We start from the raw sequence: 23,694 nt of genomic DNA, 5'->3' as shown, positions 1-23,694 counted from the left end.
CTCGCTCCCACAGGTTTTGTGACGACTCGAACATTGTGGGAGCGAGCTTGCTCGCGATGGCGGCGGCACATTCAACAGCTAGGCAATCAGACTCACCAAGACCACAATGCCCAACTCATCCCCCTGACTGTCCACCCACGGAATGACAATGAACCCCTTCGAAGAGATGCGCATCTTTGCCCAGGTCATGGAGTCGGGCAGTTTCACCGCCGCAGCGGACAAGCTCGGGCTGTCCAAGCAATTCGTCAGCCGCAAGCTCATGGAGCTGGAGCAACGCCTGGGGGTGCGCCTGCTCAATCGCTCGACCCGTCGGCTGGATGTCACGCCGCTCGGCCAGCGCTACTACGAAGCGGCGTTGCGCCTGCTCAGCGAAGTCGAGCAAGTGGAGCAGGGTATCAGCGGCCAGACCAGCGAGCCGCGTGGGACCATTCGGCTCAGCGCGCCGTTGTCATTCGCCGTGGCGCACCTGGGCAGCCTGCTGCCGCTGTTCTTGCAACGCTACCGGGATGTCAGCGTCGAGGTGGACCTGAGCGACCGCTCGGTTGACCTTTTGGGGGAAGGCTATGACCTGGCACTGAGGATCGGCGTGCTGGAGGATTCAACGCTGATCGCCCGGCGCATCGCGAGCATCGAACGGGTGTACTGCGCCAGCCCGGCTTATCTGTCAGACAAAGGCACACCCATACGACCTGAAGACCTGCGCAATCACGACTGTTTGCCTTATGGACACAGCCGTCAGGTGCAGTGGCGTTTCGAGGGGCATGGCAAACCGCTGGTCCTGGAAGTGGTGGGACGGATGCGGGCCAATAACGGCGACCTGCTCAGGGACGCGGCGATTGCCGGGATGGGGATCACGTATCTGCCAACCTTCATCCTCGGCGATGCGCTAAAGGATGGTCGCCTGGTCAAGGTGCTGGAGGGGTTTGAAACCGAGCCGTTGACGCTGTCGGCGGTCTATCCGCAACATCGCCAGGCTTCGCGACCGGTGCAGGCGCTGGTGGAATTCTTGCGCGAGCAGATGATATGAAGGCCGCGACGCTTCAACCCGATCGGTGGTTGAAGCGTTCGCGGCCATGGATCAAGCGGCGAGGTTGGCGCTGCTCAGTTCTTTCTTGTACTGCGCTTTCATGGTTTCCATCTGCTCGCCCAAGGCGTCCAGCTTGGCCTTGCCCAGCACCTTCTTGGCTTGAGGGAACATTTCTTTCTCTTCTTCCTCGATGTGGTGCTCCAGCAGCTCTTTCACCACTTTGACGCGGCCCGCGAATTCAGGCTGGGAAGGGTCGGTGGCTTTCAGGTCGGGCAGCACCAGCGAATCGACGGTGCGGTGCTCTTCCTTGGCTTCGTAATACATCTCGGCTTCTTCCTTGCCGCCTTCCTGCTTGAAGGCCGGGTACAGGATTTCTTCTTCCAGGCGGGTGTGGATGGTGACTTCCATTTCCAGCTTCGCCAGTAGCTCGGTGCGTTTCTTGACCGCGCGATCAGTGGACTCACTCAATTGAGTGAGAATGGCTTTGACGCGTTCATGGTCGGCTTTCAACAGGTCGATGGCGTTCATGTGCTGCTCCTCGGTCATTCACGGATGCGGGCCGGCTTCGAGCGCCGACGCCACGTAACATGACAGGTGCATCCGTCGTGCCAGCCGAGCCGCTTTATTAATTACTTAAAAATCAGTGGTTTATCTTTTTTGCCAGTTTCGCTATCGTGCAGGCTGCAAGAGTCACCATCAAAACGCGTTGCACTTTGCGCTGCCAAGGCCGTCAGCCGTTGTCGATCGATTGCCTGACCCGTTCCGCCAGTGCCAGGCAGGACGTCAGCCCCGGGGATTCGATACCGAACAGGTTGATCAGCCCCGGCACCTTGTGCTCGGTTTCAGCGCTGATAAGAAAGTCCCGGGCCGGTTCCCCCGGGGCGGAGATTTTCGGGCGAATACCGCTGTAGGCGGGTTGCAGGCTCCGGTCGGGCAAGCCCGGCCAGTAGTTTCGAATGGCCTGGTAGAACGCTTCGGCCCGGGCCGGATCCACTCGGTAGTCTTCTGCTTCGACCCATTCGGTGTCAGGACCGAAACGCGCCTGGCCCGCCAGATCGAGCGTCATATGAATGCCCAGGCCAGCGGCTTCTGGCGCCGGATAGACCAAATGGCGGAATGGTGCCCGCCCGGCCAGTTGGAAGTAGTTGCCCTTGCACAGGTAACCATCGGGAATCCACTGCCGGGCCAGACCCTCGATCCGGTGGGCGAGGGCAGGGGCCTGGAGGCCGGCGGCGTTGATCAGGCGGCGGCACGACAACGTCATCTGCGCCGTGCCGCCCAATGTCAGGCTGAAGCCCTCGTCGACAACACGAGCCTCTAGCAAGGGCGTGCGAAACACCACGTTGGCGCCCGCCGCCTCGGCATCCCCCTGCAATGCCAACATCAAGGCGTGGGCGTCGACGATACCGGTAGAGGGCGAGTACAGCGCGCCAACGCAGGACAGCTCCGGCTCCAGCGCCTGTGCCTGCTTTTTATCGAGCAGGCGCAGGTCGTCCACGCCGTTGAGCAGGCCGCGCGCCAGAAGCTTTTCAAGCTCGGCCAGTTGTGCTTGGTCCTTCGCCACGATCAGTTTGCCGAGCCGGCGAGTCTGGACGCCGTGGCTGGCGCAGTAGTCATACAGTCGTCGCCGGCCTTCGACACACAGCTGCGCCTTGAGGCTGCCGGGCGGGTAATACAGCCCAGCATGGATCACTTCCGAATTGCGCGAGCTGATGCCCGCGCCGATGGCATCGCCTGCTTCGATCACCAGCACTTCATGCCCGGCCTGCGCCATCTCCCGCGCCACGGCCAGGCCGACGACGCCTGCGCCGACGACCATGCAATCAATATCCACATTCAACGCTGGATCTCCTTCAAAGGCACAATAGCGCTTGAGCATAGTCCCTTCTGCAGGAGTGCATCTGTGACAGAGAACTTGCTCCCGCTGGGCTGCGCCGGTAGAAGCTGTGTAGGAGCGGTGTAGGAGCCAGCTCCTACAGAATCGAGCGGGAGCAAGCTCCCCGCCACGGTTCTCCCAAATTCAAACTTGCATCCCAAAAAAAATGCCCGCATCTCACGATACGGGCATTTTGTCATCGATGACGCTTCAGCTATCAGCCGGTCAGACCAGCCTGCTGAACCAGGGTCAGCAACGGCTGCGGGTATACACCCAGGAAGAACGCCAATACGGCGATGGCCAGCAGCATGACGCCGCCTGCCTTTTGTTCCCAGTGCAACTCGGCATCGTGGCGACGCAGGTTCGGTTCCATCAGGTACAGCGTGACCATGACGCGCAGGTAGTAGAACACGCCGATGGCACTGCCCAGCACCAGGGAGCCGACCAGCCACCATTGGTGAGCCTCGACGCCGGTGGCAATGATGTAGAACTTGCCGATGAAGCCGGCGGTCAGCGGGATGCCGGCCAGGGACAGCATCATCACGGTCAGCACGGCGGTCAGGTACGGACGGCGCCAGAACAGGCCACGGTATTCGTACAGGGCATCGGCGTCGCGGCCGTTGTACGGCGAGGACATCAGGGTGATCACGCCGAAAGCGCCGAGGCTGGTGATCACGTAGGTGACCAGGTACACGCCAATGGCTTCCACGGCCAGGCCCTTGCTGGCGATCAGAGCGATCAGCAGGTAGCCGAAGTGGGCGATGGACGAGTAACCCAGCAGACGCTTGAGGTTGCTCTGGGTCAGCGCCAGCAGGTTACCGAACAGGATCGACGCGATGGCGATGATGGTCAGCACGTTACTCAACACGCCGCTGCTGGCCACTGGCGAGATCTGGAACAGACGCACCATGACCGCGAACACCGCCACCTTCGATGCGGTGGCGAGGAACGCCGCCACGGGCGCCGGGGCGCCTTCGTAGACGTCCGGGGTCCAGAGGTGGAACGGAACCAGCGACAGCTTGAACGCCAGGCCGATCAGCATCATGCCCAGGCCCAGTTGAGCGATCGGGCTAGGCAGGCCGGTGGCCGCCAGGGCCTGGCCGATACCGACGAAGCTCAGGGTGCCGGCTTCAGCGTAAAGCAGGGCCATGCCGAACAACAGGAACGCGGAACCGGCGGCCGACAACACCATGTACTTGATGCCGGCTTCCAGGGAGCGCTTGTTGAAGAAGGCGTAGGCCACCAGGCCATAGACCGGCACCGACAGCAGTTCCAGGCCGATGAACAGGCTCGCCAGGTGCTGTGCGCTGACCAGGACCAGGCCACCGGCGGCGGCCATCAGGATCAGCAGGTACAGTTCTTCGCGGTTGCCCGGGTAACCCGAACCCCCATCACCCAGATAGGCGTGGGCGAGGGTGACGCAGGCGAGGGTGGCGACCAGGATCAGCGCCATATACAGGCAGGCGAAGCTGTCGATCTGTATCAGTGGCGTGACCGCCAGGGGCGCGACTTTCAGGGCCGGCAGGATCGACAGCAGGGCCAGGTTCAGCCCCGCCACCGACAGCAGGAAGGTTTGTGCGTGATTGCGGCGCCAGGCGATCGCCAGCATCACCACGATGATCGTGGCGCTGGTGATCAACAGCGGCGCAAGCGCGATAAAGTGTTGAATCGTGAATTCCATAGCGCTCTTACCGGGCCGAAGCGAGTTGAGAGAAGGCGGTGCCGAGCCACTGCTGCACGCCATGCATCGTGGCGGCGGAAGTGTCGAGGAATGGCTGCGGATAGACGCCGAGGTAAACCAGCAGCACCGCAAGGCCAAGCACCATGATCAGTTCGCGACCGTCCATGCCGCGCAGCACTTCATCGGACTTGGCCGGACCGAAGTAGGCGCGGTGGATCATGATCAGCGAGTAGACCGAACCGAACACCAGGCCGGACGTGGCAATCGCGGTGATCCATGGCGCGCTGACGAACGAGCCGATCAGGATCAGGAACTCGCCGACGAAGTTGCCGGTGCCTGGCAGGCCCAGGGAAGCGGCTGCGAAGAACAGGCTGATGGCCGGCAGGTAGGCGATGCGCGACCAGATGCCGCCCATTTCACGCATGTCTCGGGTATGCAGGCGCTCGTACAACTGGCCGCTGAGGATAAACAGCGCCGCAGCCGACAGGCCGTGGGCCAGCATCTGGATCACCGCGCCTTGCAGGGCCAACTGGCTGCCGGAGTAGATCCCGATCAGCACGAAGCCCATGTGCGAAACGCTGGAGAACGCGATCAGGCGCTTGATGTCGGTCTGGGCGAAGGCCAGGAACGCACCGTAGAAAATACCGATCAGGCCAAGGGTCATTGCGATCGGCGCAAACTCGGCCGAGGCGTTCGGGAAAAGCGGCAAGGCAAAGCGCAGCAGGCCGTAGGCCGCTGTCTTCAACAAGATACCGGCCAGGTCCACGGAACCGGCGGTCGGCGCCTGGGCGTGGGCGTCGGGCAGCCAGGAGTGGAACGGCACCACCGGCAGCTTCACCGCGAAGGCGATGAAGAAGCCCAGCATCAGCACGTACTCGGTGGTGCGCGACAGCTCTACTTTCAACAGGTCGGCGTAGTTGAAGGTAATCACGCCGGTGTTGTTGAAGTTCACCAGGACCAGGCCAAGGATCGCCACCAACATGATCAGGCCGGAAGCCTGGGTGAAGATGAAGAACTTGGTCGCTGCGTAGATCCGGGTCTTCTTGCCGTCCGAAGAACTGTGACCCCAGAGCGCGATGAGGAAATACATCGGCACCAGCATCATTTCCCAGAAGAAAAAGAACATGAACAGGTCCAGCGCCAGGAACACGCCGACGACACCGCCCAGGATCCACATCAGGTTCAGGTGGAAGAAACCGACGTGACGCTGAATCTCTTTCCAGGAGCAGAGCACCGAGAGAATACCCAGCAAGCCGGTCAGCAGGATCATCAGCAGCGACAGGCCGTCGAGGGCCAGGTGCACGCTGATGCCGAAGCGCTCGATCCAGGCGTGCTTGAATTCAAGTGCCCAGGTCGGATCGGCGCCAGGGGCCGGTGCGAATGAATAGTCGCCGGTCGCCCACAGCCAGAGGCCGAGCGCGAGTTCCAGGGACATGGTCAGCAGCGCAATCCAGCGCGGGAGGGTAGAGCTGGAACGCTCCGCCATCCAGCACAGCAGGCCGCCGATGAAGGGGATCAGGATTAGCCAGGGCAGAATCATGACGGGCTCGTTTCCTTTCGCAAGTTCGCAAGGTTCATATCAGACCGCTACCAGCACGATGGCGCCGATAACCAGCACGGCGCCAGCCGCCATGGAAGCCGCATACCAACGCAGTTGACCGGTCTCGGTACGGCTCAGGGCAGTGTGGCCACCCTTTGCCATGCGCGGGATCAGGCCAATGGTCTGGTCGAGCGGGTCTTTGCGCAGAATGTGGCTGATCGCAAGGTATGGCTTGACGAACAGTTTGTCGTAGATCCAATCGAAGCCCCAGGCGGCGAACCACCAGGCCGAGAGGAAACGCCCGATGCCGCTGTTGGCGATGGCCGTGACGAAGCGACGCTTGCCGAGGAACAGCAGGGCAGCCAGCAGGATACCCGCCAGGGCGATGGCGCCCGAGGCAATCTCAAGGCTGTGCTTGGCTTCGCCGCCGGCATGGCCGACGCTTTGCGGCAGCACATCGGCCAGCGGTGGGGTGATCATGGCGCCGACGAAGGTCGACAGCACGATCAGCACCGACAGCGGCAGCCAGTGGGCAATGCCGTGGCCGGCGTGGGCTTCGGTCTTGGCTTCACCGTGGAATGCGATGAAGATCAGGCGGAAGGTGTACAGCGAGGTCATGAACGCACCCACCAGGCCGGCATAAAGCAGACCCTGGTTACCGCTGGCGAACGCTTCCCAGAGGATCTCGTCCTTGGAGTAGAAGCCGGCGGTGACCAATGGCAGGGCCGCCAGGGCCGCGCCACCGACGATGAAGCTGGCATAGGCCAACGGCAGTTTCTTCCACAGGCCGCCCATCTTGAAGATGTTCTGCTCGTGGTGGCAGGCAACGATCACCGCACCGGAGGCAAGGAACAGCAGGGCCTTGAAGAAGGCGTGGGTCATCAGGTGGAAGATCGCGCCTTCCCAGGCACCGACGCCCAGGGCCAGGAACATGTAGCCGATCTGGCTCATGGTCGAGTAGGCGAGGATGCGCTTGATGTCGGTCTGTACCAGCGCGGCAAAACCGGCCAGCACCAGGGTCACGCCGCCAACCAGGCCGACCAGGTGCAGGATGTCCGGCGCCAGGGCGAACAGGCCGTGGGTACGGGCGATCAGGTAGACACCGGCGGTGACCATGGTCGCCGCGTGGATCAGTGCCGAAACCGGCGTCGGGCCCGCCATCGCGTCCGCCAACCAGGTCTGCAGCGGCAGTTGCGCGGATTTGCCGACAGCGCCGCCCAGCAGCATCAGGGTCGCCAGGACGATCCAGAAGTCGCCGGCCTTGAAGTGCTCGGGCGCCTTGACCAGCAATTCCTGGATATTCAGCGTGCCCAGCTGCTGGAACAGGATGAACAGGCCGATGGCCATGAACACGTCGCCGATGCGGGTCACGATGAAGGCCTTGAGCGCGGCGTTACCGTTGTTGCGGTTGCTGTAGTAGAAACCGATCAACAGGTACGAGCACAGGCCCACGCCTTCCCAGCCGAAGTACAGGAACAACAGGTTATCGCCGAGCACCAGGAACAGCATGCTGGCGATGAACAGGTTGGTGTAGGCGAAGAAGCGCGAGTAACCGGCTTCACCGCGCATGTACCACGAGGCGAACAGGTGGATCAGGAAACCCACGCCGACCACCACGCCGAGCATGGTCACCGACAGGCCGTCCAGGTAAAGGGCGAAGTTCGGCGTGAAGCCTTCCACCGCCATCCACTGCCACAGCACCTGCACGTACGCGCCACCTTCCGGCGGGGCGACGTTGAATTGCCAGATCACATACGCGGTAACGATGGCAGACAGGCCGATGGAGCCCACGCCAACCAGCGCCGAAAGGTTTTCCGACCAGCGTCCACGGGAGAACGACAGCAGCAGGAAACCGATGAGGGGAAATATGAAAGTCAGGAAAAGAAGGTTCATCCGCGCATCTCGCTGGCAGCGTCAATATCGAGAGTGTGGAAGCGGCGATACAGCTGCAACAGGATCGCCAGGCCAATACTGGCCTCGGCGGCTGCCAGGCTGATCACCAGGATGAACATGATCTGTCCATCCGGTTGCGCCCAGCGAGCGCCCGCAACGATGAAGGCCAGGGCGGAGGCATTCATCATCACCTCCAGGCTCATCAGCACGAACAGAATGTTGCGGCGGACCATCAGGCCGACCAGACCGAGACAGAACAGGATGCCGGCAACCGCCAGACCATGCTCGAGAGGGATAGCAGGCATGTGATTACTCCTTCGCCTCATTACGGCCCAAATGGAACGCCGTGACGACTGCGGCAAGCAGCAGCATCGAGGCGAGTTCGACCACCAGCAGATACGGGCCGAACAGGCTGATGCCCACGGCCTTGGCGTCTACGGTGGTGTGGCCGATGGCCTGGCCGCTCTGGTGGGCGAACAGCACATACAGCAGTTCTCCCAGCAGCAGGGCGGCGAGAATCACCGGCCCCGCCCAGATGCCAGGCTTGAGCCAGGCGCGTTCCTGTTGGATCGCCGCCGGGCCGAGGTTGAGCATCATCACCACGAACACGAACAGCACCATGATGGCGCCGGCGTAAGCGATCACTTCCAAGGCACCGGCGAACGGCGCGCCGAGGGCGAAGAAGGTCATGGCCACGGCGATCAGCGAAATGATCAGGTAGAGCAGGGCGTGCACGGGGTTGGTGTTGGTGACCACACGAAGCGTGGACACCACCGCGATACCCGATGCGAAATAGAAAGCGAATTCCATCTTTCTTCCTTAAGGCAGCAAGCTCTTCACGTTGATCGGTTCGGCTTCGTTCTGCGCGGCGCCTTTCGGCTTGCCGGCAATGGCCATACCTGCAACACGATAGAAGTTGTAATCAGGGTTTTTACCGGGACCGGAAATCAGCAGATCTTCTTTCTCGTACACCAGGTCCTGACGCTTGAAGTCAGCCATTTCGAAATCCGGCGTGAGCTGGATCGCGGTGGTCGGGCACGCTTCCTCGCACAAGCCGCAGAAGATGCAGCGCGAGAAGTTGATGCGGAAGAAGTCCGGGTACCAGCGACCGTCTTCGGTCTCGGCTTTCTGCAGCGAGATGCAGCCTACCGGGCACGCCACGGCGCACAGGTTGCAGGCCACGCAGCGCTCTTCGCCGTCAGGATCGCGGGTCAGGACGATGCGCCCGCGATAACGCGGCGCCAGATAGACCTGTTCTTCCGGGTATTGCAGGGTGTCGCGCTTGCGAAAGCCATGGCCGAAGATCATGACCAGGCTTCGCAGTTGGGTACCGGTACCCTTAACGATGTCGCCAATATATTTGAACATGGGTCAAATCCTCACTGAACCGCGGCCGCGGGCGCGTTCATCAAAACGATCGCAGCGGTCACCAGCATGTTGATCAGGGTCAGCGGCAGGCAGAATTTCCAGCTGAAATCCATCACCTGGTCGTAGCGTGGGCGCGGGATCGAGGCGCGCAACAGAACGAACAGCATGATGAAAAACGCGGTCTTCAGGGCGAACCAGACGAAGGACAGTTGCGGCAGGATGCCGAACGGACCGTGCCAGCCACCGAAGAACAGCGTCACCAGCAGTGCCGAGATCAGGATGATGCCGATGTACTCGCCTACGAAGAACATGCCCCATTTCATGCCGGCATATTCAATGTGGTAACCGTCGGCCAGTTCCTGTTCCGCTTCCGGCTGGTCGAAGGGGTGACGGTGAGTCACGGCCACGCCAGCGATGAAGAAGGTACAGAAGCCGAAGAACTGCGGAATGATGAACCACAGGTTCTGGGCCTGGTACTCGACGATGTCGCGCATGTTGAACGAGCCGGCCTGAATCACGATGCCCATCAGCGACAGGCCCATGAACACTTCATAGGACACGGTCTGGGCCGAGGCCCGCAGGCTGCCGAGCAGGGCGAACTTGTTGTTACTCGACCAACCGGCGAACAACACCGCGTACACCGACAGGCCGGCCATGGCGAAGAAGAACAGCAGGCCGATGTTCAGGTCCGCCACGCCCCAGGTCGGGGTGATCGGGATGACCGCGAAGGCGATCAGCAAGGCGCTCATGGCCACGACCGGTGCCAGGGTGAAGATCACCTTGTCGGCGAACGGTGGCGTCCAGTCTTCCTTGAAGAACATCTTCACCATGTCGGCGGCGATCTGGAACATGCCGAACGGGCCGACGCGGTTCGGACCGTAGCGGTCCTGCCACCAGCCCAGCAGGCGACGTTCGACGAAGCTCAGCAACGCGCCGCAGACCACCACGGCCAGCAAGACCACGATGGCCTTGAGGACCGTCAGGATCACGGCGATCACTTCAGGGGTGAACCAGCTCATTGCGCTGCCTCCTGCAGACCGTCGACGGTTTTGCCGAAAATCGCCGGTGGAATACCCGCCAGGCCAGCCGGCAGGGCCACCAGGCCGGCGCCCAGTTCTTCATTGATGCGCAGCGGCAGACGCAAGGTCTGGCCAGCCACGTTCAGGCTCAGCAGGGCACCGTCGTTGACGCCCAGGCGATCGGCTTCGGACTTGGCCAGCGACACGTAGGCGGCCGGGATGCGCTCCTGCACAGGCTCGGCCTTGGAAGAGTTCTCTTCGCTGCCGAACAGGTGATGGAACGGCACGACCTGCCAGGTGCCCGGTGCCGGGTTGAAGGCACGTGGGACGCTGGCGAACCAGCCCAGGCCATCGCCCTGGCTTTCGATCAGGCGAGTGCCCGGATCACCGGCACGCAGGTGGCCGCCGACTTCGTCCTGGAACTTGTTCCAGGCCTGCGGCGAGTTCCAGCCCGGCGACCAGGCGAACGGCACTTGCGAGCGCGGTTCGGCGGAGCCCGAGTAACCTTCCATGGAGAAGGCGAACGCGGTGTCCTTGTCCTGCGGAGTACGCGGTTCGTGGACGCTGATATTGGCGCGCATCGCGGTGCGACCGGAGTAGCGCAGCGGTTCGCGAGCCAGTTTCAGGCCCTTGATGCGGAACGCGGCGGACGGCGCGGCGTCGACCACACCGGCCAGTTGCGCAGTGCTCGAGGCAACGGCGGCCGTGACGTGGTCCAGTTGCGTCCAGTCGATCGGCTGGTTCAGCAGGGTGGCGCGCAGGGCGTGCAGCCAGCGCCAGCCTTCGTGGACCAGAATGCTGGCGTCCAGGTATTGCGGGTCGAAAACCTGGAAAAAGCGCTGGGCGCGGCCTTCCTGGCTGACCAGCGTACCGTCGCCTTCGGCGAAGCTTGCCGCCGGCAGCACCAGGTCGGCGCGGTCGGTGGTGGCGGTTTTCTGATGGTCGGCGACGATCAAGACCTTGGCGGCGCTCAGGGCGGCATCGACCTTGGCATTGTCGGTGCGGGTGAACAGGTCGTTCTCCAGCACGACGATGGCGTCGGCGTTGCCGTCGATCACCGCTTGCAGCGCCGCGTCGACCGATTCGCCACCAAGCATGGCCAGGCCGAGGCTGTTGGCCTCAGGTACAACCAGGCTGATGGAGCCATTTTTTTCGCGTAGCTTCAGTGCCTTGGCGATGTTGGCCGCGGCTTGGATCAGCGCCTTGGAACCCAGGGAGGTGCCGGCGATGATCAGCGGACGCTTGGCGGCCAGCAGGGCGTCGGCGATGCGTTGGGCGAGGGCGGCTGCTTCACTGTCCAGGCCGTCGACGGCCGGGGCGCTGGCATCCAGGGCGTGGGCCACGGCAAAACCGATGCGCGCCAGATCGTCCGGAGCGGCGTGGACGCATTCTTCGGCCACGTCGTCGAGCTTGGTTTCAGCGAGGCTGGCGATGAACAGCGGGTTCAGCGCGTGCTGGCCGATGTTCTTCACGGCGGCGTCGAGCCATGGCTGGACACGCATGGCGTCGGCCATGTCCTCGGCCTTGCCCTTGACCGACTGGCGCAGGGCGAGGGCCATGCGGGCGGCGGTCTGGGTCAGGTCTTCGCCGAGGACGAACACTGCGTCGTGGTCTTCGATGTCGCGCATCGTCGGCACGGGCAGTGGGCTGTCCTTGAGCACTTGCAGCACCAGGCGGATGCGTTCCAGCTCGCCGGCCTCGATGCCACTGTAGAAGTGCTCGGCGCCGACCAGCTCACGCAGGGCGTAGTTGCTTTCCAGGCTGGCGCGAGGCGAACCGATGCCGACGATGTTGCGTCCGCGCAGCAGCTCGGCGGCCTTGTCCAGGGCTTCGTCCAGGCTCAGCTTGGCGCCGTTTGCGAGCAGCGGCTGGCGCGGGCGATCCTTGCGGTTGACGTAGCCATAGCCGAAACGGCCACGGTCGCACAGGAAGTACTGGTTCACCGAACCGTTGTAGCGGTTTTCGATGCGGCGCAGTTCGCCGTAACGCTCGCCCGGGCTGATGTTGCAACCGCTGGAGCAGCCGTGGCAGATGCTTGGCGCGAACTGCATGTCCCACTTGCGGTTGTAGCGCTCGGAGTGGGTCTTGTCGGTGAACACACCGGTCGGGCAGACCTCGGTGAGGTTGCCGGAGAATTCACTTTCCAGGGTGCCGTCTTCAACGCGACCGAAGTAGACGTTGTCGTGGGCGCCGAATACGCCCAGGTCGGTGCCGCCGGCGTAGTCCTTGTAGAAACGCACGCAACGGTAGCAGGCGATGCAGCGGTTCATCTCGTGGGAAATGAACGGGCCGAGATCCTGGTTCTGGTGGGTACGCTTGGTGAAGCGATAACGGCGCTCGTTGTGGCCGGTCATCACGGTCATGTCTTGCAGGTGGCAATGGCCGCCTTCCTCACAGACCGGGCAGTCGTGAGGGTGGTTGGTCATCAACCATTCGACGACGCTGGCACGAAACACTTTCGCTTCTTCGTCGTCGATGGAGATCCAGCTGCCGTCGGTGGCGGGGGTCATGCAAGACATGACGATCCGACCACGCTTGTCGTTCTCGTCGGTGTACTGCTTGATCGCGCACTGGCGGCAGGCGCCAACGCTGCCAAGGGCGGGGTGCCAGCAGAAATAAGGAATGTCGAGGCCCAGCGACAGACATGCCTGTAACAGGTTGTCTGCGCCATCGACTTCAAGCTCTTTGCCGTCTACGTGGATAGTGGCCATGGTTCAAAGTTCTTCGTTGGCCCGGTGTCAGCGGGCGTGGCTAATGGAATCTTGTCGTTCGTCCGATTCCAAACAGCCTCGGTAAAGAGGCGTCATCGAACGAAAGGCGAAGGGCACGGACCCTTCGCCTTTTTAAGCGTCGTTACGCGCCGACCATGGTCGGCGAGACCACCTGATTGAGATCGTCCGCGCGGGTTGGCGCGATGCCGGCCTCGAATTCAGGGCGGAAGTATTTGATGGCGCTGCCCAACGGCTCCACGGCACCCGGTGCGTGAGCACAGAAGGTCTTGCCTGGGCCGAGGAAACCCACCAGGCCCAGCAGGGTCTCGATGTCGCCGGGTTGGCCTTGGCCTTTCTCGATGGCCATCAAGAGCTTGACGCTCCAGGGCAGGCCGTCGCGGCAAGGGGTGCAGAAACCGCAGGATTCGCGCGAGAAAAACTGCTCCATGTTGCGCAGAAGCGAAACCATGTTGACGCTGTCGTCCACCGCCATCGCCAGGCCGGTACCCATCCGGGTGCCCACCTTGGCGATGCCACCGGCATACATTTGTGCGTCCAGGTGTTCCGGCAACAGGAAACCGGTGCCGGCGCCGCCGGGCTGCCAGCACTTGAGCTTGTAGCCGTCGCGCATGCCACCGGCGTAGTCTTCGAACAGCTCGCGAGCGGTGACGCCGAACGGCAGTTCCCACAGGCCAGGGTTCTTGACCTTGCCGGAGAAGCCCATGAGCTTGGTGCCCATGTCTTCACTGCCGTCACGGGCCAGGGATTTGTACCAGTCGACGCCGTCGGCGATGATCGCCGGAACGTTGCACAGGGTCTCGACGTTGTTCACGCAGGTCGGCTTGCCCCACACGCCGACGGCGGCGGGGAAGGGCGGCTTGGAGCGTGGGTTGGCGCGGCGGCCTTCCAGGGAGTTGATCAGCGCGGTTTCTTCACCGCAGATGTAACGCCCGGCGCCGGTGTGGACGAACAGCTCGAAATCGAAGCCTGAGCCCAGGATGTTCTTGCCCAGCAGGCCAGCGGCCTTGGCTTCTTCCACGGCACGGTTCAGGTGCTTGGCGGCGGTGGTGTATTCGCCACGCAGGAAGATGTAGCCACGGTAGGTCTTCAGCGCGCGGGCACTGATCAGCATGCCTTCGATCAGCAGATGGGGCAGTTGCTCCATCAGCATGCGGTCTTTCCAGGTGTTGGGTTCCATCTCGTCCGCGTTGCACAGCAGGTAGCGGATGTTGATGGACTCGTCCTTTGGCATCAGGCCCCATTTCACTCCGGTGGGGAAGCCCGCGCCGCCACGGCCCTTGAGGCCGGCGTCCTTCACGGTCTGGACGATGTCATCGGCGGCCATGTCGGCGAATGCCTTGCGCGCGGCGGCATAGCCGTTCTTCGCCTGGTATTCGTCCAGCCATACCGCTTCGCCGTCGTCACGCAGACGCCACGTCAGGGGATGGGTTTCGGCCGAACGCTGGATGCGGTTGGCGGGCCCGAAGGAAGTCAGGGTCATACGTAGCCCTCCAGCAGTTTGGCGACGCCGTCCGGCTTGACGTCACCAAAGGTGTCGTCATCGATCATCAGCGCCGGTGCCTTGTCGCAGTTGCCCAGGCAGCACACGGGCAGCAGGGTGAAGCGGCCGTCGGCGGTGGTCTGGCCCAGGCCGATGCCCAGCTTGCTCTGGAGCTCGCCGACCACCGATTCGTGGCCGCCGATGTAGCAGACCATGCTGTCGCAGACGCGAATGATGTGGCGGCCTACGGGCTGGCGGAAAATCTGGCTGTAGAAGGTAGCGACGCCTTCGACGTCGCTGGCCGGGATGCCGAGGATCTCGCCGATGGCGTAGAGTGCGCCGTCAGGCACCCAGCCACGTTCCTTCTGGACGATCTTCAAGGCTTCGATCGACGCCGCGCGCGGGTCTTCGTAGTGATGCAGCTCGTGCTCGATGGCCGAGCGCTCGGTTTCGCTCAGGGCGAAACGGTCAGTCTTGATAAGCGTGCTGTTCATGCTTAGCGGTCCACGTCGGCCATAACGAAATCGATACTACCCAGGTACGCGATCAAGTCCGCGACCATGCTGCCTTTGATCACCGAAGGGATCTGCTGCAGGTGCGGGTAGCTTGGGGTGCGAATCCGGGTGCGGTAGCTCATGGTGCCGCCGTCGCTCGTCAGGTAATAACTGTTGATGCCCTTGGTCGCTTCGATCATCTGGAAGGATTCGTTGGCCGGCATGACCGGGCCCCACGAAACTTGCAGGAAGTGGGTGATCAGGGTCTCGATGTGTTGCAGCGTGCGTTCTTTCGGTGGCGGCGTGGTCAGCGGGTGGTCCGCCTTGTACGGGCCTTCCGGCATGTTGCGCATGCACTGCTCGATGATCTTGACGCTCTGGCGCATTTCCTCGACGCGAACCATGCAGCGGTCATAGGCGTCACCGTGAGTCGCCAGCGGGACTTCGAACTCGAAGTTCTCGTAGCCGGAATACGGGCGCGCCTTGCGCAGGTCGAAGTCCAGGCCGGTGGCGCGCAGGTTCGGGCCGGTAACGCCCCATTCCAGCGCTTCCTTGGTGTTGTAGGCGGCCACGCCTTCGGTTCGGCCGCGCAGGATGCTGTTCTTCAGGGCGGCCTTGGTGTATTCGTCCAGGCGCTTGGGCATCCACTCGACGAAATCCTTGACCAGCTTTTCCCAGCCGCGCGGCAGGTCGTGGGCCACGCCGCCGATGCGGTACCAGGCCGGGTGCAGGCGGAAACCGGTGACGGCTTCGATCACGGTGTAGGCTTTCTGGCGGTCGGTGAACGTGAAGAACACCGGCGTCATCGCGCCCACGTCCTGGATGTAGGTGCCCAGGAACAGCAGGTGGCTGGTGATACGGAAGAACTCGGCCATCATGATGCGAATCACGTTGACACGGTCCGGCACCGTGATGCCCGCCAGTTTTTCCACCGACAGGACGTACGGCAGGTTGTTCATTACCCCGCCAAGGTAGTCGATGCGATCGGTGTAGGGGATGTAGCTGTGCCAGGACTGGCGCTCACCCATTTTCTCGGCGCCACGGTGGTGGTAGCCGATGTCCGGAACGCAATCGACGATCTCTTCGCCGTCCAGCTGCAGGATGATGCGGAACGCACCGTGGGCCGAAGGGTGGTTCGGGCCCAGGTTGAGGAACATGTAGTCCTCGTTGGCACCGGAACGCTTCATCCCCCAGTCTTCAGGCTTGAAGCGCGCGGACTCTTCTTCGAGTTGCTGCTTGGCCAGGGTCAGGCTGTACGGGTCGAACTCCGTGGCACGGGCCGGGAAGTCCTTGCGCAGCGGGTGACCTTCCCAGGTCGGCGGCATCATGATGCGCGTCAGGTGCGGGTGGCCGGGGAAATCGATGCCGAACATGTCCCAGACTTCACGCTCGTACCAGTTGGCGTTCGGCCAGATGCCGGTCACGGTCGGCACGCTGAGGTCGCTTTCGGACAAGGCGACCTTGATCATTACGTCACTATTACGCTCCACCGACAACAGGTGGTAGAACACGGTGAAATCGGCACCAGGCAAGCCCTGGCGCTTGGTGCGCAGACGCTCGTCCACGCCATGCAGGTCATAGAGCATGACGTACGGCTTGGGCAGGTTGCGCAGGAAGGTCAGGACTTCGATCAGCTTGGCGCGGGCAACCCAAAGCACCGGCATGCCGGTGCGGGTCGACTGGAGCGTGAACGCCTCTGCGCCAAAACGGTTGTTCAGTTCGACGACCACATCCTGGTCGTCTGCCTTGTAAGGCGGGATGTACAGAGCACTGCCTGTAGTCATGGTTATTTATCGCTTTCGGTCAACGTAAAGAATGAAGCCAGGTTCTCGTTTCTTCTACAGAGCAGAGCTGGATCAGACTTCGTCGGGGCTGCGCAGATTCGTGACTGCGATTCGCTGTTCGCGGCGCTGTTCCTTTTGCGACGGCATGTCGGCGCGATAGACGCCTTGATCACCGACGACCCAGGACAGTGGGCGACGCTCCTGGCCGATGGATTCCTGCAGCAGCATCAAGCCTTGCAGGAACGCTTCGGGGCGGGGCGGGCAGCCGGGCACGTAGACATCCACGGGGAGGAATTTGTCGACCCCCTGGACCACGGAGTAAATGTCATACATGCCGCCGGAGTTGGCACAGGCGCCCATGGAAATGACCCACTTGGGTTCCAGCATCTGTTCGTACAGGCGCTGGATGATGGGGGCCATTTTCAGGAACGGCGTACCGGCGATAACCATGAAATCCGCCTGGCGCGGCGATGCCCGGATCACTTCGGCGCCAAAGCGCGCGATGTCGTGGGGCGCCGTGAAGGCGGTGGTCATTTCCACGTAGCAGCACGAAAGGCCGAAGTTGTACGGCCAAAGGGAGTTCTTGCGACCCCAGTTGACCGTGCTGTTCAGCACGTCTTCGAGCTTGCCCATGAAGATGTTCTTGTGGACTTGATCTTCTAACGGATCGGCGACGGTTTCCCGCTTGCCGATCGGATACTGCTCGTTAGGAGCATCGGGGTCGATCCTGGTGAGATTGTATTGCATTGCCAAAGCCTCATTGTTTCAGCTTCGCTTGCCGCTTGCGCCGAGCTTCCGGAGCCCAATCAAGAGCTCCCACCCGGTAAAGGTAGACAAGACCTGCCAACAGAATTGCTATGAAAACGAGAGCTTCGACGAATCCGGTCCAGCCGCTTTCGCGGACGGACACAGACCATGCAAAGAGAAAAAGGGCTTCGATATCGAAGATCACGAAGAGCATCGCGACCAGATAGAATTTGGCTGAGAGCCGCAAGCGGGCGCCACCGGTAGGCAGCATGCCGGACTCGAACGGTTCATTCTTGCTGCGGCCCCAGGCTTTTGACCCGAGCAGGCTCGACACGCCGAGCATGAAGGCACACAGGCCGACGACGCCCAGAAGGAAAATGGCAAAGCCCCAATTGTGGGCCATGAGTCCTGTCGCTTCGGGCATGCTGGAAATCCTTAACAGAGAGCAAAGGTCTCTGAGCTTCAAAAAGAAATAACGCAGTGACGATATGTCGCAGCAATCAATCGCGGTGATTTTATGGCTAAACACCGGGCAAGTAAAATTCCAATGGCGAAATTATTTATTGGGATAAGGACATAGCGCGCCTCCGTGACCCCGCAGCCCCGGCGGGGCGGGGATTGGCTGTTAAATTCTCAATCGAATTTCTTATCGTTTGTAACAATGATGATGATTCTCAAATGATAATTGTTATTGTTTGTGGCAGTGTTTCTATCGGATCTTGATGTTGTAACTGAGAACCTGCCTTGCCTCGTCGCAACTGCTGTTGTCGGCGGCGGCCGTTTTACTCCTTTTCAGACTGCCCGATACTGCGTTCGATCAATTTTTTGTCGGAGCGCATCGACGAAATGTGGTGTGGCGCTCTGGCGGCGACTCCTTATGCAGGGCCGCTCCTGTGGGAGCCAAGCTCGCTCGCGATGTCACAGATGCGGTCCCGAGGCAGACAGCATTGTCGTTCGGCGCAGGTGAGTCAGGCTCCCACAGGTGCGGACTTGCTTCTATAGAGTAGGTCGCTTCAGCGAAACCGCGTGGAGAAACGAGGTGGCTTTCCTTGGCTGGCTCTGTAGTGCCTTATTTGTGCTTGTCCCCCCGGTGACCCCATGTCTCCGGCTGGCTATGGCAACCATAGCTCAGCCACAAAGCCGCAGGACCTTTGAATCGTAAAGACTCGGCGTATGGCAATGGAGTCATCCCGTTTCTGATGCTTCCCGTCATTCGGTTGAGATCAGTGCTTGGCGCCGGGCCATTCAAGGCAAGGTCGGTAGCACTTGCGGTGTCTTCAATATTGGTCCGAGTGCAGATTAGATAAATCAAAAATAAAAGTGCGGTTTTGATGCTGCGATCAGGATCTTTTAGAAACATCCAGTGCGGAATAATACAAGCTGGTGATAATTGTAAGTAATTTCCTACGGAATATTGAATTTTGTATGCCGGAGTGTTCCTGGGCTGTAATTTTGCGGGATATTAGAGTTGATTGTTGGGCGAGGGCTGAGCGAGGCTAATGCCCGAAGGTATAAAGGTATTCTTGTTTGGCTTTCCATTCAAAATGCAAGGAAGTCTCGTATGTCGGAGAAAATAAATAATTACATAAATACAGCCCGCTCTGTTGAGATTGGCAACCCTTCTTGGGCTCTTGCACAGATATCTGGTTTGACTGATTTAAGTATTCGGCATGTTCAGCGGGGCCGGATGGAAGATCAGAATGGTCATTCCTTCATAAATATGTGTTCTTGCTCATATCTCGGCCTTGAGGTCGACGAGCGTCTGGCTCAGCGTGCGGCGGATTATGTGATGAGCTGCGGTACGGTGAATTTACCCACCTCTCGCATCAGAATAAGATTGAAGGAGTTCGACGAGCTGGAAGACCGCTTGTCGGCGCATTTTGACTGCACAGCATTCACGGCGACGTCCTGCAGTGCGGGTATCGTTGCTTCTTTACCCCTGCTCGCAGCCGGTATGTTTACCGAGGGACAGCGGCCGTTTTTGATTTTCGATAAGCATGCCCATTTCGCCTTGAATCAGGTCAAAGCTATTTGTGGTGATGAAACTCAAGTTGTGACGTGCAACCATAATGACGTTGATTTTATCGAGGACATGTGCAAGCGATATCCACTGGTGGCTTACGTTTCTGACGGAGCCTATAGCATGGGAGGGAGTGCGCCAGTTGAAAAGCTTTTGATGTTGCAGGATAAGTATGGTTTATTTCTTTATTTTGATGACTCTCATTCCTTGAGTGCCTACGGCGAGAAGGGCGAAGGCTATGTTCGAACTTTTACGCCGGAACTGAATCCGCGAACAATATTAGTCTATTCCTTGGCAAAAGCTTTTGGAGCCAATGGTGGCGGTATTTTTATGTCCAGTAAAGCTAAGTACCACCAGGTTTTTAGGCGTTTTGGCGGGCCGATGTCCTACTCTCAATATGTTAATCCAGCCACAATGGGCGCGGCAATGGCCTCTCTGGATATCCATGAAACCGGTGAACTGGCCACGCTGCAAGATAGGCTCAACTCCAATATTCGACTTTTTGACAGCGTGTTTGCTACTGATCATGCCGGGTCGCGTCTACCGATTCGGGTTATTCCACTCGAAAGCCCGGATATGGCTATAAGCGTTTCCGAGGGTGTGTTCAAGCGGGGATATTATTCATCCGCCGTGTTTTTCCCTATCGTGGCAAGAAATAAATCTGGCTTGCGCGTAATGATGCGTGCCGATATGTCGTCGAGCGATATTTTGGGCTTTTGCTCCGCAGTCAAAGCCGAGATTGAAATGGCCAGCCTGCTCCCGAAATCTGCAAATATATAGAGGCCGTAATGTCTAATCTCGTACCAAGAAGCTTGTTGTACTGCTCCGCTTTGCATCCTGAACAGTATGTTAAAAGTGCCTTGGCTGATGTCATGGTCATAGATTTAGAGGATGGCGTTCCGGTATTGCAAAAAGCCCAAGCCAGGACATTTGTGGCACAGTTTTATAATTCCAGTGTTATACAGCGCACGGCCCTGCGCATTAACCCGCTGCGTGATAATCAGGGATTGCTAGATTTGCTTTTAGTGCAGTCACTTAATCATCGCCCGGAATTCATCATTATGGCTATGACCGAAGCGGCTGCTGAAATAGACGTTGTTCGGGCCAATTTGAGCCGTAGCGAAGAAAGTCCAAAAATATTGGTTACGGTCGAGACGCCGGGATGTTTGCGTAATATTCATGACATTGCTTCCAGCGCTGACGGACTGATTTTTGGTTCGGCGGACTATGCGGCCAGCCTAGGTGTCACGATTGGAGGGTGGAACAATATGCTGCATGCGCGCGCGAGTATCGTGTCCGCTGGTAGCGCGGGGGGCATACCTGTGTTTGACACAGCTTATTTCCAACTCGATAACGAGGCAGGCCTCCTGCAAGAATGTAGCGATGTTCGTAATATGGGTTTTAGTGGCAAGACAGCCGTACATCCAAAGCAAATTCCTCTTATCAATGAGATGTTTACACCGTCCAATGCTGAGTATGAACACGCACTGGCAGTTGTGCAGGCAGCGGAGAATAGCGGCGAAAAGATTACTAAATTGAAGAATCTTATGGTCGGGCCCCCGTTTGTAAAACAAGCAATAAAAGTGATACAGCGGGCTCACGAGTTGGGGCGATAAGGAATAGTTTATGGAACCGATGGTTTTGGCTCACGACCGGATTGGTGAGAACCGATACCGCGAATCGCATGGGTTGTATTTCGAACAATTTGTGATAGGTGATATTTTCGAGCATCGGCCCGGTCGTACCGTGACAGAGCTCGATAATATATGGCAGTCATTAATCAATATGAATAACCATCCTGCTCATATTGATCTTGCTTATGCGCAACAAACTGAATTCCAGAAACTTCTATTTAACAGTTCGGTTACGTTGTCAATTGTCAGCGGTATGACGGTGGCGACCATGAGCGCCCGAGCGATCGCGAATCTGGGTTGGGATGAAATTCGTTTGCCTTGTCCGGTTTATGTAGGCGACACCCTGTACGCGGAGAGTGAGGTCGTTTCCAAGCGTGAGTCCCGGTCGCGACCCGGACAGGGGATTGTCACTATCAAGGTTATCGGTCGTAAGCAATGCGGAACACCAGTGATTACCTACTTACGCACATTTTTAGTTCCGAACAAAGACGCTGCGCAAGATTATCCTATCGGGTAGGTAGTCTTTTTAGAATTTGATCAAAACAAACAGGAATGTGTCATGACCAAGCTTGCTGTTATTACTGGTGGAAACTCAGGAATCGGTGAAGCCTGCGCATGGCGTTTTGCAAGAGAAGGATACGAGGTCATCGTTTGTGGGCGACGCCGGGCGCAGAACATAGCGTTGTGTGAACGCATTCTAGACGCGGGAGGTCGAGCTTACGGCTATGAGGTTGATTTGCGCGATCCTCAGGCCCTCGGAGATTTTTTTCGAAGGGTGGCAACTGATCACTCATCGGTGAATTGCCTTGTGAACAGTATTGGCATCGAGGGCTCTTCATTCACGCGGACTGAAGACTATTCCGACGCTGTTTTCGAGGATGTCATGGCAACCAATGTCAGGGCTCCATGGCTGTGCATGAAAGCTGTATTACCCCAAATGCGAGCCTTGGGTGCCGGCAGTATCGTCAATGTGGCTTCGCTAGCAGGTCTTCGGGCGAGTGTTACGGGTGGTTTGGTTTACTCCGCAAGCAAACATGCTTTGGTGGGGATGAGCAGGGCTGCGGCAAGGGAGTATGCGCCTTATGGCATTCGCATTAACGCAGTGTGCCCGGCGTTTGTCCGCACCCCCTTATCACAGGACATCCTGGGCGGACGTCTGGATGACGTTGGTAGCTCTCACCCATTGAATCGTATCTGCGAGGCGGAGGAGGTCGCCAGCGCGGTCTATTGGTTGAGTTCACAGGAAGCGTCGTTCATCACCGGCATCGCCATGCCTGTGGATGGAGGCACTCAGGCATGAAGGTCAGCTGCTACAGAAAGCCGGTTCAAACATTGCGGAACGAGGAATTAGCATGCTGCTGCTAAACCGCGAAGATATTGGACAGTGTGTCAATTTTCCAAGGCTTGTCCAAGCACTCGAAGACGCTCATAAGGCGTTCGCATTGGCCTCGCCAGTGGCTCCACAGCGTCTGATCATCGCTCATGAACGGCAAAACGCTTTTTCACTGTTTATGCCAGCGTTTCTTCCAGCGAGCCAGACGCTGGGAGTCAAGATTTCATCGTTTCATCCCGGTAATGCGGCGCGCGGTTTGTCGGCCGTCAACGGGGCGGTGCTGTTGATGGATATTGAAACCGGGCAGCTACTTGCTTTGCTTGACAGCACGGCTCTCACTGCCACCCGTACCAGCGCCATGAGTGCATTGGCGACGGACAAACTGTGTCCGCGCGTGCAGCTCAACTTGGCGGTTATCGGCGCGGGGGCACAAGCTGCAGCTCATATAGAGGCAATAGCGACGATTCGTGAGTTAGGGGAGATCAAAATATTTTCGCGTCGGTTCTACCAGAGTGAATTGCTGGCTGAACGTCTTTCCACTGAGCTGTCGTTGTCGATTACTGCGGTCCGAAATATAGATGAGGCGCTCAAGAACGCAGATATCGTATGCACGACGACGTCCCATGATGGCTCGCAGCCTTTGATTAGTGCGCACCAACTGAAGCCATCCGCCCACGTGAATGCTATTGGCGGCAGTTCCAAGCTGGCATGTGAAATCGATCCTGAGGTGTTGGCTATTGCCCAAGTATATGTCGATCATCTAGGGGCTGCTCGATGTGAGTCGGGAGAAGTAGCGCAGGCTTTGGCGCGGTCCCTGATTGGGGAGAAAGATATCCAGCAGATGAGTGAATTGGTTACGGATAATCCTCCATCTATACCGCTAAAGCGTGGATTAAGTTATTTCCGCAGCGTTGGGCATGCCAGTCAAGATATGGTGGTCGCTGCTTTAATTTATAAATATGCAATGGATAATCAGGTCGGCTTTAGCTGCGACTATATGTGTAACTAGCGCCTCGGGTAATGGATGCTCTGAAAAGATTTATAACCGACAGGGAAAGATAGGTGT

21 protein-coding genes are annotated in these 23,694 nt (G+C 59.3%); 6 read left to right on the top strand and 15 right to left on the bottom strand.

Going from position 1 to position 23,694, the window contains the following annotated elements:
- Window positions 1–148 precede the first annotated feature (148 nt).
- Window positions 149–1,027 carry a LysR family transcriptional regulator gene (locus tag DOCECA_RS12200; RefSeq protein WP_434648158.1) on the top strand — a complete coding sequence of 293 codons (879 nt, stop codon included), beginning with the start codon at window positions 149–151 and terminating at the stop codon, window positions 1,025–1,027.
- A gap of 51 nt (window positions 1,028–1,078) precedes the next feature.
- On the opposite strand, the gene DOCECA_RS12195 is transcribed toward DOCECA_RS12200, so the two are convergent.
- The 15 genes from DOCECA_RS12195 to DOCECA_RS12125 all read right to left on the bottom strand — a co-directional run bounded on the left by DOCECA_RS12195 (window position 1,079) and on the right by DOCECA_RS12125 (window position 18,065).
- Entirely contained in the window at window positions 1,079–1,555 is a 477-nt protein-coding gene (locus DOCECA_RS12195; protein WP_420765859.1) for a hemerythrin domain-containing protein, read from the bottom strand.
- 202 nt (window positions 1,556–1,757) lie between these two features.
- Window positions 1,758–2,867, bottom strand: a complete 1,110-nt coding sequence (locus DOCECA_RS12190; protein ID WP_445572055.1) for an NAD(P)/FAD-dependent oxidoreductase — start codon at window positions 2,865–2,867, stop codon at window positions 1,758–1,760.
- Between the two features lie 253 nt (window positions 2,868–3,120).
- Window positions 3,121–4,584: an NADH-quinone oxidoreductase subunit NuoN gene (gene nuoN / locus DOCECA_RS12185; RefSeq protein ID WP_186609337.1), complete on the bottom strand. Its 1,464-nt coding sequence runs from the start codon at window positions 4,582–4,584 to the stop codon at window positions 3,121–3,123.
- 7 nt (window positions 4,585–4,591) lie between these two features.
- The gene (gene nuoM / locus DOCECA_RS12180) at window positions 4,592–6,124 is read right to left on the bottom strand and encodes an NADH-quinone oxidoreductase subunit M (RefSeq protein WP_434559597.1); all 1,533 of its coding nucleotides are present in this window, start codon (window positions 6,122–6,124) and stop codon (window positions 4,592–4,594) included.
- Window positions 6,125–6,163: 39 nt separating this feature from the next.
- Entirely contained in the window at window positions 6,164–8,017 is a 1,854-nt protein-coding gene (gene nuoL / locus DOCECA_RS12175) for an NADH-quinone oxidoreductase subunit L (protein WP_420765863.1), read from the bottom strand.
- The gene (gene nuoK, locus DOCECA_RS12170) at window positions 8,014–8,322 is read right to left on the bottom strand and encodes an NADH-quinone oxidoreductase subunit NuoK (RefSeq protein ID WP_003180046.1); all 309 of its coding nucleotides are present in this window, start codon (window positions 8,320–8,322) and stop codon (window positions 8,014–8,016) included. The genes nuoL and nuoK overlap by 4 nt, the downstream gene beginning before the upstream one ends.
- A gap of 4 nt (window positions 8,323–8,326) precedes the next feature.
- On the bottom strand, window positions 8,327–8,827 hold the full coding sequence (nuoJ, locus tag DOCECA_RS12165; protein WP_186609331.1) for an NADH-quinone oxidoreductase subunit J: 501 nt from the start codon (window positions 8,825–8,827) through the stop codon (window positions 8,327–8,329).
- Between the two features lie 9 nt (window positions 8,828–8,836).
- The gene (gene nuoI, locus DOCECA_RS12160) at window positions 8,837–9,385 is read right to left on the bottom strand and encodes an NADH-quinone oxidoreductase subunit NuoI (RefSeq protein WP_215005602.1); all 549 of its coding nucleotides are present in this window, start codon (window positions 9,383–9,385) and stop codon (window positions 8,837–8,839) included.
- 11 nt (window positions 9,386–9,396) lie between these two features.
- A complete protein-coding gene (gene nuoH / locus DOCECA_RS12155) occupies window positions 9,397–10,404 on the bottom strand; it encodes an NADH-quinone oxidoreductase subunit NuoH (RefSeq protein ID WP_039592869.1) in 1,008 nt (335 codons plus the stop codon).
- Window positions 10,401–13,115, bottom strand: a complete 2,715-nt coding sequence (nuoG, locus tag DOCECA_RS12150; RefSeq protein WP_445572054.1) for an NADH-quinone oxidoreductase subunit NuoG — start codon at window positions 13,113–13,115, stop codon at window positions 10,401–10,403. The genes nuoH and nuoG overlap by 4 nt, the downstream gene beginning before the upstream one ends.
- Before the next feature lie 142 nt (window positions 13,116–13,257).
- Window positions 13,258–14,616 (bottom strand): NADH-quinone oxidoreductase subunit NuoF, encoded by a 1,359-nt coding sequence (gene nuoF, locus DOCECA_RS12145; protein ID WP_420765866.1) that lies wholly within the window; start codon window positions 14,614–14,616, stop codon window positions 13,258–13,260.
- Window positions 14,613–15,110 carry an NADH-quinone oxidoreductase subunit NuoE gene (nuoE, locus tag DOCECA_RS12140; RefSeq protein WP_445572053.1) on the bottom strand — a complete coding sequence of 166 codons (498 nt, stop codon included), beginning with the start codon at window positions 15,108–15,110 and terminating at the stop codon, window positions 14,613–14,615. Before nuoE ends, nuoF begins: the two co-directional genes overlap by 4 nt.
- 2 nt (window positions 15,111–15,112) lie before the next feature.
- A complete protein-coding gene (gene nuoC / locus DOCECA_RS12135) occupies window positions 15,113–16,894 on the bottom strand; it encodes an NADH-quinone oxidoreductase subunit C/D (protein ID WP_434559593.1) in 1,782 nt (593 codons plus the stop codon).
- Between the two features lie 72 nt (window positions 16,895–16,966).
- Window positions 16,967–17,641, bottom strand: coding sequence for a NuoB/complex I 20 kDa subunit family protein (locus DOCECA_RS12130; RefSeq protein WP_039592874.1), 675 nt, complete (start codon window positions 17,639–17,641; stop codon window positions 16,967–16,969).
- Between the two features lie 10 nt (window positions 17,642–17,651).
- Window positions 17,652–18,065 (bottom strand): NADH-quinone oxidoreductase subunit A, encoded by a 414-nt coding sequence (locus DOCECA_RS12125; RefSeq protein ID WP_030141323.1) that lies wholly within the window; start codon window positions 18,063–18,065, stop codon window positions 17,652–17,654.
- A 1,137-nt stretch (window positions 18,066–19,202) separates the two neighbouring features.
- Here DOCECA_RS12125 and DOCECA_RS12120 point away from each other — a divergent pair.
- From DOCECA_RS12120 to DOCECA_RS12100, 5 genes are read left to right on the top strand one after another with little or no spacing between them, the layout of a single operon-like run.
- Window positions 19,203–20,441, top strand: coding sequence for an aminotransferase class I/II-fold pyridoxal phosphate-dependent enzyme (locus DOCECA_RS12120; RefSeq protein ID WP_445572052.1), 1,239 nt, complete (start codon window positions 19,203–19,205; stop codon window positions 20,439–20,441).
- Window positions 20,442–20,449: 8 nt separating this feature from the next.
- A complete protein-coding gene (locus DOCECA_RS12115; protein ID WP_434648147.1) occupies window positions 20,450–21,277 on the top strand; it encodes an HpcH/HpaI aldolase/citrate lyase family protein in 828 nt (275 codons plus the stop codon).
- Window positions 21,278–21,287: 10 nt separating this feature from the next.
- Window positions 21,288–21,812 (top strand): MaoC family dehydratase, encoded by a 525-nt coding sequence (locus DOCECA_RS12110; RefSeq protein WP_445572051.1) that lies wholly within the window; start codon window positions 21,288–21,290, stop codon window positions 21,810–21,812.
- A gap of 42 nt (window positions 21,813–21,854) precedes the next feature.
- On the top strand, window positions 21,855–22,595 hold the full coding sequence (locus DOCECA_RS12105) for an SDR family NAD(P)-dependent oxidoreductase (protein WP_445572050.1): 741 nt from the start codon (window positions 21,855–21,857) through the stop codon (window positions 22,593–22,595).
- 52 nt (window positions 22,596–22,647) lie between these two features.
- Window positions 22,648–23,637, top strand: coding sequence for an ornithine cyclodeaminase family protein (locus tag DOCECA_RS12100; protein WP_445572049.1), 990 nt, complete (start codon window positions 22,648–22,650; stop codon window positions 23,635–23,637).
- Window positions 23,638–23,694 lie beyond the last annotated feature (57 nt).

The sequence above is a fragment of the Pseudomonas sp. E102 genome (assembly GCF_052660185.1).
This window is presented reverse-complemented; position numbering and strand designations above follow the sequence as displayed.

Excerpts from the sequence above, each read along its gene's own strand:
- DOCECA_RS12200 (WP_434648158.1), top strand. The coding sequence starts at position 149 with ATGAACCCCTTCGAAGAGATGCGCATCTTTGCCCAGGTCATGGAGTCG.
- DOCECA_RS12195 (WP_420765859.1), bottom strand. The coding sequence starts at position 1,555 with ATGAACGCCATCGACCTGTTGAAAGCCGACCATGAACGCGTCAAAGCC.
- nuoN (WP_186609337.1), bottom strand. The coding sequence starts at position 4,584 with ATGGAATTCACGATTCAACACTTTATCGCGCTTGCGCCGCTGTTGATC.
- nuoM (WP_434559597.1), bottom strand. The coding sequence starts at position 6,124 with ATGATTCTGCCCTGGCTAATCCTGATCCCCTTCATCGGCGGCCTGCTG.
- nuoL (WP_420765863.1), bottom strand. The coding sequence starts at position 8,017 with ATGAACCTTCTTTTCCTGACTTTCATATTTCCCCTCATCGGTTTCCTG.
- nuoK (WP_003180046.1), bottom strand. The coding sequence starts at position 8,322 with ATGCCTGCTATCCCTCTCGAGCATGGTCTGGCGGTTGCCGGCATCCTG.
- nuoJ (WP_186609331.1), bottom strand. The coding sequence starts at position 8,827 with ATGGAATTCGCTTTCTATTTCGCATCGGGTATCGCGGTGGTGTCCACG.
- nuoI (WP_215005602.1), bottom strand. The coding sequence starts at position 9,385 with ATGTTCAAATATATTGGCGACATCGTTAAGGGTACCGGTACCCAACTG.
- nuoH (WP_039592869.1), bottom strand. The coding sequence starts at position 10,404 with ATGAGCTGGTTCACCCCTGAAGTGATCGCCGTGATCCTGACGGTCCTC.
- nuoG (WP_445572054.1), bottom strand. The coding sequence starts at position 13,115 with ATGGCCACTATCCACGTAGACGGCAAAGAGCTTGAAGTCGATGGCGCA.
- nuoF (WP_420765866.1), bottom strand. The coding sequence starts at position 14,616 with ATGACCCTGACTTCCTTCGGGCCCGCCAACCGCATCCAGCGTTCGGCC.
- nuoE (WP_445572053.1), bottom strand. The coding sequence starts at position 15,110 with ATGAACAGCACGCTTATCAAGACTGACCGTTTCGCCCTGAGCGAAACC.
- nuoC (WP_434559593.1), bottom strand. The coding sequence starts at position 16,894 with ATGACTACAGGCAGTGCTCTGTACATCCCGCCTTACAAGGCAGACGAC.
- DOCECA_RS12130 (WP_039592874.1), bottom strand. The coding sequence starts at position 17,641 with ATGCAATACAATCTCACCAGGATCGACCCCGATGCTCCTAACGAGCAG.
- DOCECA_RS12125 (WP_030141323.1), bottom strand. The coding sequence starts at position 18,065 with ATGCCCGAAGCGACAGGACTCATGGCCCACAATTGGGGCTTTGCCATT.
- DOCECA_RS12120 (WP_445572052.1), top strand. The coding sequence starts at position 19,203 with ATGTCGGAGAAAATAAATAATTACATAAATACAGCCCGCTCTGTTGAG.
- DOCECA_RS12115 (WP_434648147.1), top strand. The coding sequence starts at position 20,450 with ATGTCTAATCTCGTACCAAGAAGCTTGTTGTACTGCTCCGCTTTGCAT.
- DOCECA_RS12110 (WP_445572051.1), top strand. The coding sequence starts at position 21,288 with ATGGAACCGATGGTTTTGGCTCACGACCGGATTGGTGAGAACCGATAC.
- DOCECA_RS12105 (WP_445572050.1), top strand. The coding sequence starts at position 21,855 with ATGACCAAGCTTGCTGTTATTACTGGTGGAAACTCAGGAATCGGTGAA.
- DOCECA_RS12100 (WP_445572049.1), top strand. The coding sequence starts at position 22,648 with ATGCTGCTGCTAAACCGCGAAGATATTGGACAGTGTGTCAATTTTCCA.